A 17,191-nucleotide genomic window follows, 5' to 3' on the forward strand; every position below is an offset into this window, starting at 1 on the left:
CCATTTTGAACCTATTTCTAAATAAGTCGACTCTAGTTTCTGTACTATTTCATATGTTTTAACCTTCTTGAGAGCTATCTATTTTTATAGTTTCTCCAGTCAATCTCTTATTTTTCAATTCAAAATAAGCATCTAAAACTTCTTTTCCAATATCAGAGTTAATACCAGATTTATCATTAATAACCCACGGCACAACTACAGAGAATGCTACTTCAGGATTATCATATGGCGCATATCCTGCTAACGTTAAATTATAACATTCTCTTCGCTCACCTTTTTCATTTCTTCCAATATCACTTTCTCCACCGTATACTGTCTGTGCTGTACCTGTTTTACCTGCTGGCTTATAAGATGCTTTTTGGAACGCCCTTACTCCTGTTCCATCACCTTCTTGGAATCCCCTTCTAAATCCTTCTTTTACTTGATTTATATATTCCTCTTTCATATCTATCTTATTTAAAACGATTGGTTCTACTGCATGCACCACTTTACCAATCTCATCTTTTTGCGACGTTTGCTCTCTTACCTCTTGAACAATTTGTGGCTTCATTCGATATCCACCGTTTGCGATTGTTGATATATATTGTACAAGTTGAAGCGGAGTATATGTGTCATACTGGCCAATTGAGTAGTCTAATAAGAAACCAGGTTGATTGTCTTTTTTACCAATTTGTCCAGCTGTTTCGTTTGGTAAATCGATACCCGTTGGAACACCTAATCCAAATTGCCTGAAATAATACCTCATTTTATCAAAGTACTCCTGTTTAATATTTAATGAACTATTTTTCACATAATCCACACCTGCAATTTTTAATGCTATATTAAACATATAAACGTTTGAAGAGACTTGTAACGCTCTTAAATCATCAATATTACCAAAATCTTTCCAAGACTTTTTTTCCTTAGTTCCTTTAAACTTCATAGGTGCATCATAAAAATATGTACCTGGAGTTATAGCTTTCGTTTCAAATCCAGTTAAAACTGTCGCACCTTTAACTGTTGATCCAAGCTCATAAGAACTAGTCATTGTGCCTAATGCATAGTCTTCAACTTCTGTTTTCCCGTCTTTTTCTACAAGTCTTTTCCCAGCCATGGATAATACTTGTCCGTTTTTCGGATTCATCATCACAACGAAAGCACGGTCCAACATGGATTCTGACCCTTTATATGCCTTTAATATTTTTTCAATACTTTCTTCTACTTTTTTCTGCAGCTCCATATCTATTGTTAAAGTTAAATTCTTACCGCTCTTCCCCTCAGAAACAGTTTCGGTTCTTATTGTATTACCTTGTTTATCTGCAACACTTCTTATTTCTTTTTTTGAACCATGAAGTACATCTTCATATTGCTGTTCGATATAACTTTTTCCAACTCTATCATTTCGACTATAATCACGTACTAAGTAGTAATCTAATCGCTCCCCTGGTAATCCTTCATCGGAATTAGAAACATTTCCAAGAACAGATCGGAATAATCCATCATTTACATACACTCTCTCCCAATCCACCGATACGTCTACACCTGGGAGATTCGCTAAACCTTCACTAATTATAGTAAATTCCTTTTCACTAACATCTTTTTTAATAATCTGAGGAGCCATTTGATAACCAGAAGTCATCTTACTTTTAATAGCTAACACTTTTATATCTTTCTCTGTTAATTCCTGAAGATTTTTATCTGTAACCCGTTTTCTTTTTAACTCTTCTATTTTTTTATCAAGGTTCTTGCCGCTAATATCCTTTTCTCTAAATGTATTTATTTCTTTTTTCGATACTAGATTTTCAGCCAGCTTTGGATTTAATAGCATCCAAAAATCTTTCTTATCTGTCTCAGTTAACTTAGCTATATCTTCTTGCGGCATTTCAATTATGTCTGCAAGTTGTCTTGCGGTTTTTAATATATCTTCTGATTTTACGCCTTTCATCTTTGTGTACGTGATCGTGCGTAAAGATGTATTATCAACAACTGGATTCCCTTCTCGATCAAATATTTTTCCACGTGGGACAGATAGGCTCACAGTTGCATTTTCTCTCTTTTCTACTTCATTTTTATAAGTCTCTCCATCGAAAATTTGCACTTTACCTAACTGTATAATCATTGCAGAAAATAATAAAAATACACAAAGAAATAAAATATTTAACCGCGTCGGTATTGCTCTACCACTTTTTTTCTCATGCTTTTTCACCTTGTCATAATCTCCTTCTTACAGAATTCCTAATAATAATTGAATCTATATATTAAAAGTAATGCACATTTTCTATACAGTACTTTGCACAAATATTAATATACTGATAAAAACTTAATAGAAATTAAAACAAAGGTTAAGAAAAGGTAAAGTTTACTAAATTAAATATAAAAATCCCCAATAACCGAAAGCTTAACTTTTGGTTATTGGGGATTTAGTAATTTAAGAGTTAATAATTGCGTATTGATTCGAATCTATCATCATAATTTGATAGAGATTTTTCACTCTGAGCTTTCGGCAAGTAAATCGTTACTGTTGTCCCGACTCCAACTTCACTCATAATACTTATATTCCCTTGATGACTTTCAATGATTTTATAACTTAACATTAATCCGATACCGGTACCTTTTTCTTTCGTACTATAAAAAGGCTCACCTAATCTCTTAATTCTATCTTCAGGTATCCCTATTCCTTCATCAATTACATGAATAATGACACCTTCATCGTTTATCTCTTTAATATGAATTGTAATTTTCCCGCCATCTGGCATAGCTTCGATTGAATTTTGCAAAATATTAATAAACACTTGTTTCAATTGATTTTCTGAGCATTCAATGCTTATGTCTTTGTTGTCTGCATATAGTTCCACTTGAATATTCGTCATAATTGCTTTTGTATTCATTAACGATACGACATTATTATAAATTTGATAAATATTTTTTTGTTCTGTATTTATCTCATCTGTTTTAGCAATTGATAAAAACTCTTGAAGAATCGCTTCTATTCTTTCAATTTCAGAAAGCATTAAATCAAAATATTTTTCTTGATCTTCTTTATTAATTTGAAATAACTGTATAAACCCTTTAATGACAGTTAATGGGTTCCTCACTTCATGAGCCACACCAGCTGCTAATTGACCAATTGCTGCAAGTGTATCTGATTTATTTAGCAATTCCTCTGTCTTTTTCCGTTCTGTAATATCGCGTACAATGATCATAATTTTATCATGTAATAATGGTAAGCATCTAGCTTCAAAGAAATCGACACTCCCATTAATTGTAAGTGGATATTCAACAATTACATTCGTCCCTTTTTCCTTCACTTGATGAATTGCTTCCTGAAATTGCTGTGCTACTGGAGATGGTAATACTTCGAAAAACTTTTTTCCCATAAAAGCTTGTGCCGGTACGTAAAATTTCGAAGGGGATCCTGCTTTATAATCTATAATTGTGCCATCATCTTCTGTTAAGAAACATAAATCTGGTAAAGCCTTAAAAATTAATTCCAATTCAGACGTTTGTTGTTTTAACTGGTCTTCTATCGCTTTTAAATGTGTAATATCTACTCCGACAGCCCAGTAGCTATATCCTGTTACAGGAAACTGTTCTGATATATTGGACCACATGATTGTTTTTATTTCACCATTTTTACATGTTAAGTGCATTTCCCAATCTCTGAAATTTTTTCCACAAGTTAAAAATTTCGTTTGTATTTGGTGACGATAATTATGATCTGGGTACAATAATTGTAGGGCATTTGGATTCTCTATTATTTCTTCAGCTGTATAACCTGTTACAATTTCACACTCCCGATTCCACAAAACAAAATCTCCATTATAATCAAGCGCATCAACCATAACAGGCATGTTTTGTAAAATCGTGTGCAGTTCCTCCTCTTTTCGAGAAAGCAACGTTGTATTTTCACTTTGAAATACCTTCGTTGCCCCATCTATAATTAGATTTGAAAGCATTTCAAAGTATTTTTGACAATTGAAAATGTCACTTTTGTTTGACCATACTACAAAAGATCCTAAATGTTGATTGTATAAAAAAATGGGGATTTCAATTTTGGGAAGTTTACATATTTTCATCTCATTTATTCCAAAAGAAAATATACATTCTTTTTCAGCATCAAGAAGTTGATGTGATATGTTGGTTAATTTATAAAACTGTTCTGCCATGGTTTCTATTGTACTCACATCAATAAGTTCCATTAGCCGCGCATTCATTCCTTTTTCACCCCAATATGTAAAATTAATACAAATTCAAAATTTATACTTCTCCATTATACGAAGAATGTGCCTTTAGGTATATAGCTGCAGAATAATTATTCGAACAAATTTTATTTTTCAATTAAAAAGAGAAGAATTTACGTATAAAATGAAACTTTAATCACTATGTATTCCATCAAACACCAATTTTAATTTGACAAGCAACCGAAAACGCGCCCTCATGCATAGATTTAACTATGACAATAGCATTATTCATATCGCTTGTAGTAGTATAAAAACACAAAAAATATAAAGTTCATAAAATTTTCACAATTAATATGAAAAATATAAACATTTATTCCAATATATTCTATATAATAAAAAGTAATAAGGCTTCTATGAATCTCATAGAATACCTTACCCCTAATAAAAAGAAAAAAAGAATCCATTTGGATTCTTTTTTTCTTTTTATATTACATTACATATTTATATAAAGCATGTGCAACACCGTGTTCTTCATTTGATAAAGTTTCGTATTTACACATTGCTTTTATTTCTTCGACTGCGTTCCCCATTGCAATTGATATGTTTGCTTTTTCCATCATGGATACATCGTTTAGCCCATCACCTATCGCTACAGTATTTTCAACCGGAATATTCAGATGTTCTGCTAAAGTATATAAGCCATTTCCTTTTTGAGCATCTCGATGATTAATTTCTAAGTTATGCCAATATGAAGATGTAATTGCTAAATCAGTATTATGCAGAAACGCTGCTTTTAACTTTTTTAATTTTTCTATGTCATAAGAAAATGGTAAAAGCTTATGCACATGTATATCAGTTTCTACAATTGATTTACAACTTTCTGCACTATGAAATGCTGTATGCTCAAGGTATAAAGCTGCAATCGTTTCTAATTCTTTCAAGTCAAAATTTTCTTTTGAATTCTTCACATACTCGATTTCATTACGTACACTCTCTACTCCATAATCCGGTACATACACACCTTTATCAGTATAGAGCTGATAATATAAGCCATTCTCTTCAAGATATTCTACAATCTCAAGTGCTTGCATATTTTGAATTGGATATTTCTTCATCATTTTTTTATCTTTATATATAAGCGCACCATTTTCCGCAATAATTGGACACTCTAAATTAACTTCTAACAACAATCTTTCAATGTCGACGATAGAACGTCCTGTACAAATTGCTACAACATGACCCGCTTCCTGACATTTTCGAATTGCTTCTGCATTCTCTTTACTAATCATTTTATTCCCTGAAAGAAGAGTTCCATCTAAATCAATTGCGATTAATTTCATTATTTCTTCACCACTTTCTATAAATACACGAGTTCATTATAAACAAAAGGTATCGTTTTCATACTGATCTCGTGAAGTACTCCTTATTTATAATTTATGAAAAGCGTTTCAGGTCAAGAAATAATTAATAATAAAATCAAAAACTTTTCTTTTTAAAGAAAAGTTTTTGATTTTATACTATGAACTATAACTAATATATTTCGTCTCACACATGTACACATTCTTGTCTTCAGTTGGGACATATATTTTAAACTTTTCTAAACATTTTCCGTAAATATGAATAGTGACAACGCTTTCATTTTTAGCTATTTCAAGAATATGACAATCAGCTGGTGGAATGACTTTATCTGTTTCTCCTTCTCCCAAATAAAGATTTCCTGTATGTGTTAAATAAACAAGTGAATTTTCAAACTGCTTCGTTTGTATAAAGTTTTGCACCATTATCCTCCCTGTAAAAACGCCTTCTACTCCCCATGTACCATCATGATCATGTAAAGGTGTAGATTGTCCATCTTTCCATACAAGAGCTAATACTTCAAAACGATTAAAAGGGTCTTCATATAACAAATGTCGTGCGTATTGAGCCGAATTCGCCTTCTGTTTTTCTAACGGAAGCCATGTTTTCTTTTCTAAAAGTTCTTCTAGTAATTTTTCAATCGCACAAACAATTTGATCTTCTAATAAATTACTATCGATTAAATCCGTTACAGCTTTAATAAATGTTTGAAACGTTTTACTTCCATTACACGTTAACATAAGCGTTCTCCTCCATTCTTTTTCACACACCTCCATACTAAATAACTAACTAAAATTTTACAATTGAGAAATAAAGTGAAACTTTAATCAGTGGGGGTTTTGTTCATCTCCCACTGATTATTAGTTGAACCAATCGGACGTTTACGGACAGTTGATCTCCCACCTAACTTCTTTGCTCCAACTGAATTTTGAGGTGGGAGTTTTACTGTCCGTTAACGCGGGATAAAAAAACAAGGTACAGTAAATTTGTACCTTGCTGATCGATTTACCTATTATTCAAAAGAATAGGTAAGTAATTTAACGTTTGTTCATTTTCCAATAGACATTTTTCTAAATTGAACAATGGAGATAACTCTATTTTTTCAAAAGCATTTATGAAAGTTCTTAATGCAATCTCAGCTTCTAAACGTGCAAGTGGTGCTCCTAAGCAAAAGTGAGCACCTTTACCAAATGTTAAATGCTTTTCATTTCCTATTCGATGTATATTAAATTTAGAGGCTTGCGAAAACTTTTTCTCATCTAAATTTGCTGCACTTACCCACGCAACAATCATTTGATCCTTTTTCATAAAAGGCCCAAATATATTTGTATCCTCTGTAATCCTCCTAGCTAATGTAACGGGAAAGCGATAGCGCAATACTTCCTCAATTGCCTTTGAAATTAATTTAGGTTCTTCTCTTAATTCTTTATATGTTCCAGGTGAATCCACTAAAAAGCAATAAAAGCTATTAATAATTAAATTAGTAGTTGTTTCATTGCCTGCCGCTAATAAACCTAAAGAAAAAGTAACAATTTCTTCATCTGTTAGTCTCTCGCCTTCATATTCAGCGCGTATTAAATCCGAAATAATATCATCGGTTAAATGGTATCTCTTTCCCTGAACAATCGGTAGAAGATATGCTTTAAATTCATTTAGTGCTATACCCTTTTCCGCATCCAGATCATTAAACTTTTCTTTACTATACGGCATAAATAAAATATCAGACCATGCTTTAATTTTTTTACGGTCCGTTGTTGGCACTCCTAATAAATCAGATATGACGGTAACAGGTAAAGGTGCAGCAAACTCTTCAACAATATTAACCTCACTATATTTTTCGATATGTTCTATAAGTTCATTTGCGATTGCCTGTATTCGGGGTTTCCATTGTTCTAAACCTCTTGGAGTAAATGCTTTAGAAACGATAGAACGTACATTGCGATGTTCTGGTGGATCAGTAGAGTTTATATTTATCCTAGTTTCTAAAGGAGGGATTGCGAATTGTCTTCGCTCCCTTCTACTTGAAAATAAGCGATAATCCGATAAAACTCGATTTACATCATCGTATAAAAAAACATTCCATACATCTTGCTCTTCATCGTAATGTACTGGGCGATTATCCCTCATAAATTGATACCACTCATACGGATTCCACAATTCTTCTTTTGTTTTCAGCTTTGAAATTTCATGAACTAAAATCACATTTTCCGGCGAAGCCATAGTTCTTTCCTCCCTTTTCTTTTACAATAAAAGTGATAGGTCGGTAGTTCAAAGTTGTATAATCTAACATATGTTATTTTAACATATAATAAAGGAGATTTTTTATTGGAGAACTTGAGAAATATATAAGGGGGATTTTTTATGTATGTTGATATTTTATTACTCGCAGAATTAACGTCAGGGCCAAAGCACGGTTATGAAATAAAGAAAAATATCCAAAATCAGTTAGGAGAGAATTTTGAATTAAATCATAATATGCTTTATCCTTCTCTTCGACGTTTTGAGAATATGGGGGCTATAACGAAAAAAGTACATACACAAGTCGGAAAGCCAAACCGAAATATGTACGACATAACTGAAACAGGTGAAGAAATTTTTTCAGAAATGTTAAGAGCGTTTCCTGAAAAAATTGCGACAAATAACGCTGAGTTCCTTGTACGTATCGCTCTATTTGAAAAACTTGATTACGAAGGTAGAAAAGAAATTTTAACAATACGCCAAGACGTACTACATAAACAGCTTACTGCTATTCAATCTTTACGTGTTAGCTCATCTTTTATTACAGAAGTCATTGAATTTAGTAAATCACGTATTGAACATGAATTGCTCTGGATTACATCACTTATGAAGAAAATATAAAAATTAACAAGAAAAGTTAAAAACAATGAATGAAAATGAGATTTATTATCAATAATATAATTAATAAAAGGGCAACCACGATTTGGCTACCCTTCAAAAATTTATACTTCTGGATCGAAAGTTTTGCAATCTGTTTCTTCCGTAGTTGATGCATGTTTCCCTTTATGACTTACTACATAAATTGCATCTGCACTACATTTATTGCCGTTAGCCCAAAATTTACAGTTGTTTACTTCACATAAAACGTCTTGTGCCATAGTATCACACCTCCTTGTTCTATTATCATTAACAAAATTCGGAGGTATGATACTCTTTGTCATGCATTTTTTATTACCTTTTTAGCTTTCTTAATGGTTCAATATTTCCTTGTACAATAGCATCTATATTTTCTGTTATTTTTTCAATGTCAAAATGCCACCATTGAATTTGCAATAACTCTTCTACTATTGTATTTGTAAATCGTTCCTTTATTTTATTTGCAGGGTTTCCGCCAACAATTGTATATGGTGCGACGTCTCTAGTCACAACAGATTTAGCTGCAATGATTGCACCATCCCCTATTTTTATTCCAGGCATAATCGTTGTATCCATACCAACCCATACGTCATTTCCTATAACTGTATCCCCTTTGTAAGGTAAATCAGACAAATTAGGTGTATACTTCTCCCACCCATTCCCAAATATATTAAATGGATATGCCGAAAATCCATCCATCCGATGATTCGCTCCGTTCATAATAAAGGTAACTCCATTTGCAATACAACAAAACTTTCCAATAGTAAGATGATCTCCAAGAAATTCATAATGATGTAATACTCGATCTTCAAATGTTTCTCCATCTTTCGCATCATAATAAGAATAGTCACCAACGAGTATATTAGCTTTCGTTATTGTATTTTTTATAAAATGAACGTTTTGATTTCCTTCAATTGGGTATTTTACATTTGGATTAGGATTCATGTTGCACAGCACTTCCTTTACCATTTATTTCACTTTCTAACGCTATTACTGGCTTTAAATTGTATATAGGTAAAATAAATAATAATCCAATTATAAATAGTAAAGCTGTGCCCTCATACATCGTACTTAATGAGAACACCTCTTTTAATGAACCAGCAATACTCATTGTTACTACCATTGAACCGGTGAATAGTGGACTTAAAATGCCATTTACACGACCGATAAAATCAGTATCGCTGTTTTGAATAATGAGCGTATTAATACCTATTTGGATACACGGAAGAGCTAACCCACTAAAAAGTTGTGCTGTAAGTGTCACCCATAAGCTCGTCGAATAACCAATAATACCAATGCCGATCGCCTGACCGAGCATCCCTACAATTAACATCTTTTGCGGAGCAACATTTTTCGCAAATACCATCGCTAAAGCACCGCCCACAATCATACCCGCGCCATTTACTGTTAGTAACCATTGCAAACTCTCTTTTGATAACCCTAACTGCTCAGTCACAATAAATATACCTAATGGCTGAATTAAACCGATACCTAGTCCTGCTGCCATAAAACAAAGCCCTAGCAAAGTTAATGCTTTTTTCTTTTTTACGTATTTAATACCGTCTAGCATTTCCTGTAACAACGTGATTTCTTTTTTCTCATTTTTATTCTCAAGATCTTTCGGAAGAAATAACAACACAGCTGCTGCCAGTAAAAAAGCGATACCTGTTATGATGATTGAAATATAAATTCCAAAACTATGAAAGATAAATGTTCCAAGAATCGGTCCTAACACCATAAAAATCGCAAATATTGTTTGATATATAGACATCGCTAATTGGATTTGTTCCGTTGATAAATGCTGTTTAAACAATTTCATACCTGATGGTTGAGAAAACTGCGAAAGGATTGCAGAAATAAGCGTGACAAAAAACACGATTTTCCATGTTCCAAACATAAGTGTAATTAATACAGCGAATACTGAAATGGAACTTAACGTTTCACACCATATCATTGTCTTCTTTGGCTTCCACCTATCAGCAAAGGTTCCACCTATAAAGGAAAAGATGAAAATTGGAGCAAACTCAGCAACCGAAATCATTGAAATAGCAAAAGCATCACCTTTCGTCATTTCCATTACATATAGTAATACCGCAAAGTTCCGAACCCATATTCCAATTTGTAAAAATAGTGCTGATGCAAGAATTCCTTGCACAAACCGATTTTTTAATACTTGTGATACCCCATTGTTTTGTTTCGTTACTACATTTGTCGACATAAAAAAGCCCCCTATTTCATGTTCTGAACAGGAGGCAGCACAAATCATATAAAAAGACTATATATTCGCAGAGCGAAATACATCCCTTTTCTATAAATGCACAGACTAATCCTATTCAGAAGAATATTTCGTTTTTTAACGAAGATCTCTTACAAATAGAATTAGTTGATCATTGGGATGTTTTCACCCTTCCGTTTCGAATTTAAATAACACATACATACTCTATGTAAATCATTTTCTATGTATGCATGTCTACAATAAATATTCTAGAATGTTAATGGTAATTCCTCTAAAGAACGCATTAAATAATTACCTTCCCATTTAATGTCTTCACGGTTCCCTTTTATTTGTAGTTCAGGCATTCGATTAAATAAAGTAGTAATGGCAATCTTTGCTTCTAACTTAGCAAGTGGAGCACCTAAGCAGAAATGGCTACCATGGCCAAAGGCAATATGACGATTATTCTCCCGAGTAATATCGAATACTTCCGGATTTTCAAATACCGTTTCATCACGGTTTGCAGAAGCTAATGCAATGACAACCATATCTCCTCTTTCAATTGTTCGGTCGTGAATTTGAAAAGGTTCATCTGCCCATCTTGAAGTTGTAACTTCAACTGGAGAATAATATCGTAATCCTTCTTCAATAGCTGCATCAATTAATTTTGGATCTTCTTTTAATAACTGTAATTGATCCGGATTTTCGAGAAGTGCTAATACCGTATTTGTTATTAAATTTACCGTTGTCTCATGTCCCGCCACAATTAGTAACATAATCATTGAATATAGTTCTCGGGCGCTAAGTTTATGCCCTTCATTTTCCGCAAGTATTAATGCACTCACCAAGTCTTCTTTTGGCTCTTTTCGTTTATTATCAACTAAATATTGAAGATATGTAATAAACTCAGATAGTTGCTTTTCAGTTTCTCTTATTTCTTCTGGTGTTTCTGGGTAAGCAATGACAGCATGAGACCAAATTCTAAATTTCGCTTGATCTTCTTTTGGAATGCCGAGCATTTCACTTATTACAATAATCGGTAAAGGAAACGAGTAATCATCAACAAGATTTAATGAACTTTTTCGCTCGACTTCATTTAACAAATCATCTGCAATATCCTGTATTCTTCCTTCCAATTGCGTGATTATCTTCGGTGTAAAAGCTTTTTGTACGAGTGATCGTAAACGATTGTGGTTAGGTGGATCTGAATTTAGCATGTGCGTCGTTAAATAATCACTATTATCAACAGTAAGAAAGACATTCAATGTATCTTGAGAAAATACATTGGCCGGATCTTTTTTTAAGCGATTATCTTTTAATAGTGGCAAAGCATCTTCATATCTTGTAATAAGCCACTCTGCACCTAATTCAGTTTTATTTACAAATAAGATCGGTTGCATTTTTCGAGATTCTTTATAAATTTCATATGCATCTTCTTTAAACTGAGCTGATGCTAAATTAATTCCATCCTCTATTCTTAGCCCAACTTTGTTTTTCATTGACATCGTATTCCCTCACTCTCATTTGTTTTTGAAAACCAACCAACATATGCATTATACTCTAATAAAAACGCGAAAATTGTAAATTTTCATTCAAAATCTCACTTCGTATATTGAAAAATAAAAAGTGAGAGAGTAAAATCCTTCTACTCTCTCACTCTTATTTACGCAAAGCACATAAAATTACTAATTTGCTGATAGCGATAACTTACTTTACGACGGCGACCACCTTGCCAAGTGTAACCTGAAACCCCATTTCTCCTCACTTCAGTCGGGAAGAACCATAAGTCCCTTCCGAAAGGACCAGGACGATGTAAACGTAAATATCCCCATCTTCCTAGACAGTTACACATCCATGATTTCATATTCCCTGCTTGTGCTGGAGAAGCAAATGTAGACGGTAACGACGGCGCTTGCGACGGTGGTGGTGACGTTGGAGCATCTTCCGCATCATCTGGTCTATAATCTTCTTGTTCCATATCTCTCACTTCATTTGTAGATTCATACCCGTAGTTTTGTGGATTATAATACATTCCTTGATCATATGGATAATTTTGTTGGTTATACATATTAACAAATCACCTTCTTTTCATTCAGTACCTTTAACATTCATATGTGATATGCCCCCTATAGGAAGCTTATGTATAGCCTAAATTCATAAAAAATTTTGCGAATTACAAATAGAAGAGATCCATAATAAATCTCTCCTATTTGCACTAAGCAAAGCACATGTAATTACTAATTTGTTTATATTGATAAGTTACTTTAAAACGATGACCATCTTGCCAAGTATATCCTGATACATCAAATCTTCGAACTTCTATTGGAAAAAACCATAAATCTCTTCCAAAGGTACCAGGTATATATACCCTTAAATATCCCCATCTTCCTAGACAATTACACATCCGTGATCTCATTTGGGCTGTTGGTATAGGCGTAGCAAATGTAGAAGGTATACTGGGAGGGTTAGATGGAGGTAGTAACTTTGGAGCATCGTCTGATTGACATGAACAGAACTGATTGTTCAATGAACTATTCCTCCTATTTATTAGTAAACTCTATATATTATATGAACTTTGTTTTTATATGAAACTTCCATAAAGGAAAAACTTCTGTTTTATTTCACCAAAAAATCCCTTCTAACTCTTTAAGAGAATTAGAAGGGATTTTTTGTTTAATTGCTATTTCAACTTCACACTATAAAAGCGCATTTCGTCTAGTGAACCTACAAATTCAAAAACTTCTTGTTTAATTAATTCCTTTAAGCGATATTCTAAAAATGTATCGCCAACTAACTGCTCTACAAGACCAAGTGCTTCACCAATCACTCTAGGAGATTTTAAGAATTCTCGATCAGCACCTACACTTTTCGCACATTCAATAATAAATTGATCAAAATAATCTTCTTGTACAGAATGCACTTCATTTTCTTTCCATACTCTTAAACATTCTATGCTATTCGATAATCTATCCCACTCATGTTCAAGCTTCATCCGCTTTTCTTCCGTTACATACGGAAATTCTGCAAAACTTTTTTGGAATAGAGCTAAACTTTCAGGTGATAATTCCCCTGTTCCACGAATATCATATTCTTGTTTTAATATTTCTTTACTTGCTTCAGATGTATTAATAATGCGAATATTTTTCTTATCTTTTAATTGCGCCATTACAAAACATAGGCCTACATGTTCATGTGCGTTATTAGCTTTCCAAATTGTAATAGGTGTTTCAATAGGAATAGTGTGTAGTTCTTCCAAAGTTTCTATAAACCTTGGTAAATACTCCTCTTCAAAATAACTATCATATGCAGTTAAGTTGTTTACTAACCATTTCTGTCTTGCTAGTTGCCCCTCATTCGTATGTAACTTATTTATCGGTCCGATTGAAAAGAATTCAGAAAAAGCGACAACTCTCTCTTCCAATCGTTCTTCTTGACTTAGCATATATTTTAAACACCCAGCAGTTGAATCATCAAAAGCTATATGTATGTGCGTACTTTCTTTTACATTTCTTTTATAAGATGTATTAATCGTTAGTTGCCTAGGAATATCTATCAAATTTTTAATTGAATCTTCACTATAACCTTCTTCTAATAAATTTAATTGAATCAGAATACTTTGAAGTAAATGTTTTGCTTCATCTTCGTACATATCCTCTACCACATTTTTGATTTTATCTATCACACAAATCCCTCTATTCATTTCAAAAATAACGTAGATTATAGTGTATCATTTTAGTATCACTCTTTAAAAGTTTTTTTAGTCAAATCATTTCTTACACAGATTAATGCAGCTATCTAAGTTTTTAATAAAATCTTTCTCTATCTCTTCCTCAAGCTATAGACCTAAAATATTTTTTGCTTCCCCGTTATCAATCACACGAAATCACAATAGTTGCTAAATAAATTTAAAATACTTTGTAAATCTTTTTATTTAAATGTATAATTATATAGAAAATAAAAAATACAGGAGCAATATTAATGGAGAAAGTACTTACTAATTATAAACATCATTTAAAAAATTGGAGGTTTATATTTATTTGTATATTACCTGCTGCGGCTTTATTATATACACTTGATGTTACCTTTGAACTACTGTTTCACCAAAATTTCTATTTGTCTAATTTAATTATTGCTGTCATTTTATTCTTAATATTTATTAACGTAAAAGATAAATTTAAAATCAAAGGTTAAAGAAAACTATAATTGAAACGAAACCGTTGTAGAGCTACATTTTTCATAAAAAATAAGAGCACCCTGCTATTGGATGCCCTATTGTGATTAGAGGTTTTTTCTGAGTATTGATTCGGACACGAAGATCTTGTCCTACTATTTAATATATGCTTGTACTTATTTTATTGTGCACATATGAAGTATCACTAAAAATCCTACTCAAATTTTCATTGTACAATTATAAATAAAAAAACATCCCCATGGATGTTTTTTATGTACACACTTTTAAGCTTCCATAAACTTAGCCGGTACACCAATTTTTTCAACTACAGAAGATATATTAGTGGGATTAATCATTACATTTTCAATACAAACTAATTTATTCTCTAATAACCCTTTCTCTGTAGTAATAAGTTCTTCAAATCGTTCTAAAGTCATTGAGAATTTGTGCTCACTTCCACCATTCATACTGACTTTTACATACTTCATAGTGTCACCGCCTCTCTTAATTATCTATAATTCGATAAGAATGCGCTTACATCCTTTTTTATTAAGGTATGGTTTATCACTTTCCTCAATACGTTTAAAATGATTTTGAGAAAAACAGCCAATATACACCTCTTATTCTTTTTTTAAAGATTCTCTAGAAAACAACACTCTGTCTTGTCTTTTTTGTATGAGATTTTTCATTTTACATATACTACTTTTGAACCTGCATACCAATGCAAACCATTTTGGTGTTTTGGATTTCCCTTCCTGGGATAAGTATTTTTTACTTATCCCTTTTTTGTATAGATATGTATATTTAAGGTAAAACTAAGTACAAGCAGTTTTTCTGTTTATTCGTAGTTCTTAATCAAAAGACTTTTCTCCTTTAAAGGACAGTAAATTCGACTACTTGTCCTTTTTTATTTACATTTCACACGTCATTTTCGTCTAATTCTAAACATTCTATTAGGACTCCTAAATAGCCGATATTTATACTCATACAAAATAAGCATTTTTTGGTACTTTCCTTTTTGGGTTACACAACACAATAGTCATGACCAACGTATCGTTCTTCTTATCTCAAAAGGTCTCCTAAGTAACTAAAAAAGAACACATTAAGTTAAACTGCACCGAATATTTTAGCGCGCAGTTTTCATGCAGATGCACCAAATCAAAAATGGATAACAGACATCACAGAGTTTAAATTATTTGGAGAGAAACTTTATTTATCACCTGTATTAGACTTGTATAATGGTGAGATTATTACCTATAGAAATCAATTGAAACAATATGTCCGGACATTTGAATCAAGAGGTATTGTGCAGAGTATGTCCCGAAAAGGAAACTGTTATGACAACGCAGTCATGGAGAATTTCTTCGGGATCATGAAGTCAGAATTCCTCTACTTAAAAGAGTTTGAAAGTGTAGAGTATTTTAAAATAGAATTAGAAAAATATATAGATTATTATAATAAGAAACAGATAAAGGCAAAATTAAAAATGAGCCCGGTGCAATACCGGGGTCACTTCATATGTGGCTCTTTTTTAATATGATGAAGGACCATATTGATGAACTCAACACGTAATCGTTGTATACGAAATGGATAAGCCTCGTCCCCCCCTCATTTCCACCAACCATGGAAATGAGGGTTATACCGTAGTTACCATCTCACGGTTAATAGAATAATATCTAGTTGATATTGTTTCCACTTGAATAAACATTGCTTTTCCATACCAATTCCATCCTTTTTAGAGTAATAGTATCAGTATGTCCAAATTTTATAGATTTTCACACCAGAACCCTCTATTTCATTCCATAAGTCACAGATGCTTCTTTTATCTACCCATAATTTTCACTTTTATAATTAATTTTAAATGCTTCACTTATTACTAATCTGTGTTTCTTATATTTGATTACTATCCTCTATACTATTAATTTCTTCCATCTTTTGTTCAATCCAATTCATAGCCATTTTTGCATCTTCTTGAGCAATTTCTCCTCTTTCGCTCTTATACTTATGTGTTTCATAAGCCCACACTAATATGATTTTAACAAATTCAACTGTTTCTAATTTACATATCGGCTCAAATTCATCTTCTTCATCATAAAATGGATCCTCAATTATGGTAAAATCTCTAAAGGATATTATGCTAGAAGCATTTCCTCCATGTCTATATTCGGATATGTTTCCCCTCAACAAATCAATAAAATTGTTAATATCATTTTTAAAATCTCTTAACCTCCAAGGTATATCAGAGCCTAAAGGATCATTTATCATATTGGCAAATTTCAACGATTTTTCTTCATCAAAATCCATAACAACCACATTGAATTCTTCTATATATTTAAATTCATAATTATACTTAATCATTAAGAACACTTCCTCCAACTCAATATACTGGATAAGCTGAGATTACCTTATCATTCC

General features: G+C 32.4%; 15 protein-coding genes and 3 pseudogenes. 3 read left to right on the forward strand and 15 right to left on the reverse strand.

Going from position 1 to position 17,191, the window contains the following annotated elements; translation table 11 throughout:
- Positions 1 to 58 precede the first annotated feature (58 nt).
- From JDS82_RS21390 to JDS82_RS21410, 5 genes are all read right to left on the reverse strand, one after another.
- Positions 59 to 2,185: a penicillin-binding transpeptidase domain-containing protein gene (locus tag JDS82_RS21390; protein WP_199713903.1), complete on the reverse strand. Its 2,127-nt coding sequence runs from the start codon at positions 2,183 to 2,185 to the stop codon at positions 59 to 61.
- A 229-nt stretch (positions 2,186 to 2,414) separates the two neighbouring features.
- On the reverse strand, positions 2,415 to 4,193 hold the full coding sequence (locus JDS82_RS21395; RefSeq protein ID WP_000994060.1) for a PAS domain-containing sensor histidine kinase: 1,779 nt from the start codon (positions 4,191 to 4,193) through the stop codon (positions 2,415 to 2,417).
- A 455-nt stretch (positions 4,194 to 4,648) separates the two neighbouring features.
- A complete protein-coding gene (locus tag JDS82_RS21400; protein ID WP_075307162.1) occupies positions 4,649 to 5,500 on the reverse strand; it encodes a Cof-type HAD-IIB family hydrolase in 852 nt (283 codons plus the stop codon).
- A 177-nt stretch (positions 5,501 to 5,677) separates the two neighbouring features.
- The gene (locus JDS82_RS21405; protein ID WP_199713904.1) at positions 5,678 to 6,256 is read right to left on the reverse strand and encodes a cysteine dioxygenase family protein; all 579 of its coding nucleotides are present in this window, start codon (positions 6,254 to 6,256) and stop codon (positions 5,678 to 5,680) included.
- Positions 6,257 to 6,521: 265 nt separating this feature from the next.
- The gene (locus JDS82_RS21410; RefSeq protein WP_199713905.1) at positions 6,522 to 7,736 is read right to left on the reverse strand and encodes a cytochrome P450; all 1,215 of its coding nucleotides are present in this window, start codon (positions 7,734 to 7,736) and stop codon (positions 6,522 to 6,524) included.
- 141 nt (positions 7,737 to 7,877) lie between these two features.
- On the opposite strand from JDS82_RS21410, the gene JDS82_RS21415 reads away from it, so the two are divergent.
- Complete coding sequence (locus JDS82_RS21415) at positions 7,878 to 8,375, forward strand: PadR family transcriptional regulator (RefSeq protein WP_199713906.1); 498 nt, start codon at positions 7,878 to 7,880, stop codon at positions 8,373 to 8,375.
- Positions 8,376 to 8,476: 101 nt separating this feature from the next.
- Here the strand turns inward: JDS82_RS21415 and JDS82_RS21420 are convergent, their stop codons facing one another.
- From JDS82_RS21420 to JDS82_RS21445, 7 genes and pseudogenes are all read right to left on the reverse strand, one after another.
- Entirely contained in the window at positions 8,477 to 8,632 is a 156-nt protein-coding gene (locus JDS82_RS21420) for a DUF1540 domain-containing protein (protein WP_000046089.1), read from the reverse strand.
- Positions 8,633 to 8,705: 73 nt separating this feature from the next.
- Positions 8,706 to 9,335: a Vat family streptogramin A O-acetyltransferase gene (locus JDS82_RS21425; protein WP_001069228.1), complete on the reverse strand. Its 630-nt coding sequence runs from the start codon at positions 9,333 to 9,335 to the stop codon at positions 8,706 to 8,708.
- A complete protein-coding gene (locus JDS82_RS21430) occupies positions 9,325 to 10,608 on the reverse strand; it encodes an MFS transporter (RefSeq protein ID WP_048566342.1) in 1,284 nt (427 codons plus the stop codon). The genes JDS82_RS21425 and JDS82_RS21430 overlap by 11 nt, the downstream gene beginning before the upstream one ends.
- 266 nt (positions 10,609 to 10,874) lie before the next feature.
- The gene (gene cypA, locus JDS82_RS21435; protein ID WP_199713907.1) at positions 10,875 to 12,110 is read right to left on the reverse strand and encodes a cytochrome P450; all 1,236 of its coding nucleotides are present in this window, start codon (positions 12,108 to 12,110) and stop codon (positions 10,875 to 10,877) included.
- 158 nt (positions 12,111 to 12,268) lie between these two features.
- Positions 12,269 to 12,673 (reverse strand): hypothetical protein, encoded by a 405-nt coding sequence (locus tag JDS82_RS21440; RefSeq protein ID WP_016087711.1) that lies wholly within the window; start codon positions 12,671 to 12,673, stop codon positions 12,269 to 12,271.
- A gap of 147 nt (positions 12,674 to 12,820) precedes the next feature.
- Positions 12,821 to 13,105, reverse strand: a pseudogene (locus JDS82_RS29830) (hypothetical protein); the annotation flags it as partial.
- Positions 13,106 to 13,285: 180 nt separating this feature from the next.
- Positions 13,286 to 14,287, reverse strand: coding sequence for a DUF1835 domain-containing protein (locus JDS82_RS21445; RefSeq protein ID WP_199713908.1), 1,002 nt, complete (start codon positions 14,285 to 14,287; stop codon positions 13,286 to 13,288).
- 296 nt (positions 14,288 to 14,583) lie between these two features.
- On the opposite strand from JDS82_RS21445, the gene JDS82_RS21450 reads away from it, so the two are divergent.
- Positions 14,584 to 14,796, forward strand: a complete 213-nt coding sequence (locus JDS82_RS21450; RefSeq protein WP_064057203.1) for a hypothetical protein — start codon at positions 14,584 to 14,586, stop codon at positions 14,794 to 14,796.
- Between the two features lie 264 nt (positions 14,797 to 15,060).
- Here JDS82_RS21450 and JDS82_RS21455 read toward each other — a convergent pair whose 3' ends face one another.
- Positions 15,061 to 15,264: a hypothetical protein gene (locus JDS82_RS21455; protein ID WP_016087715.1), complete on the reverse strand. Its 204-nt coding sequence runs from the start codon at positions 15,262 to 15,264 to the stop codon at positions 15,061 to 15,063.
- A 626-nt stretch (positions 15,265 to 15,890) separates the two neighbouring features.
- Here JDS82_RS21455 and JDS82_RS21460 point away from each other — a divergent pair.
- Positions 15,891 to 16,316, forward strand: a pseudogene (locus JDS82_RS21460) (IS3 family transposase); the annotation flags it as partial.
- Between the two features lie 24 nt (positions 16,317 to 16,340).
- Here JDS82_RS21460 and JDS82_RS21465 read toward each other — a convergent pair.
- Both JDS82_RS21465 and JDS82_RS21470 read right to left on the reverse strand, forming a co-directional pair.
- Positions 16,341 to 16,495, reverse strand: a pseudogene (locus JDS82_RS21465) (IS6 family transposase); the annotation flags it as partial.
- Between the two features lie 171 nt (positions 16,496 to 16,666).
- Positions 16,667 to 17,134, reverse strand: a complete 468-nt coding sequence (locus tag JDS82_RS21470) for a hypothetical protein (RefSeq protein WP_064057204.1) — start codon at positions 17,132 to 17,134, stop codon at positions 16,667 to 16,669.
- Between the last annotated feature and the right edge of the window lie 57 nt (positions 17,135 to 17,191).

Origin of the sequence: Bacillus cereus group sp. N14, from assembly GCF_016483555.1 — a bacterium.
Classification (GTDB): domain Bacteria; phylum Bacillota; class Bacilli; order Bacillales; family Bacillaceae_G; genus Bacillus_A; species Bacillus_A wiedmannii.

What these genes read in the sequence shown, in the direction of transcription:
- cypA (WP_199713907.1), bottom strand. Translation starts at nt 12,110, where the DNA reads ATGTCAATGAAAAACAAAGTTGGGCTAAGAATAGAGGATGGAATTAAT.
- JDS82_RS21400 (WP_075307162.1), bottom strand. Translation starts at nt 5,500, where the DNA reads ATGAAATTAATCGCAATTGATTTAGATGGAACTCTTCTTTCAGGGAAT.
- JDS82_RS21470 (WP_064057204.1), bottom strand. Translation starts at nt 17,134, where the DNA reads ATGATTAAGTATAATTATGAATTTAAATATATAGAAGAATTCAATGTG.
- JDS82_RS21425 (WP_001069228.1), bottom strand. Translation starts at nt 9,335, where the DNA reads ATGAATCCTAATCCAAATGTAAAATACCCAATTGAAGGAAATCAAAAC.
- JDS82_RS21410 (WP_199713905.1), bottom strand. Translation starts at nt 7,736, where the DNA reads ATGGCTTCGCCGGAAAATGTGATTTTAGTTCATGAAATTTCAAAGCTG.
- JDS82_RS21415 (WP_199713906.1), top strand. Translation starts at nt 7,878, where the DNA reads ATGTATGTTGATATTTTATTACTCGCAGAATTAACGTCAGGGCCAAAG.
- JDS82_RS21395 (WP_000994060.1), bottom strand. Translation starts at nt 4,193, where the DNA reads ATGAATGCGCGGCTAATGGAACTTATTGATGTGAGTACAATAGAAACC.
- JDS82_RS21420 (WP_000046089.1), bottom strand. Translation starts at nt 8,632, where the DNA reads ATGGCACAAGACGTTTTATGTGAAGTAAACAACTGTAAATTTTGGGCT.
- JDS82_RS21455 (WP_016087715.1), bottom strand. Translation starts at nt 15,264, where the DNA reads ATGAAGTATGTAAAAGTCAGTATGAATGGTGGAAGTGAGCACAAATTC.
- JDS82_RS21405 (WP_199713904.1), bottom strand. Translation starts at nt 6,256, where the DNA reads ATGTTAACGTGTAATGGAAGTAAAACGTTTCAAACATTTATTAAAGCT.
- JDS82_RS21430 (WP_048566342.1), bottom strand. Translation starts at nt 10,608, where the DNA reads ATGTCGACAAATGTAGTAACGAAACAAAACAATGGGGTATCACAAGTA.
- JDS82_RS21440 (WP_016087711.1), bottom strand. Translation starts at nt 12,673, where the DNA reads ATGTATAACCAACAAAATTATCCATATGATCAAGGAATGTATTATAAT.
- JDS82_RS21450 (WP_064057203.1), top strand. Translation starts at nt 14,584, where the DNA reads ATGGAGAAAGTACTTACTAATTATAAACATCATTTAAAAAATTGGAGG.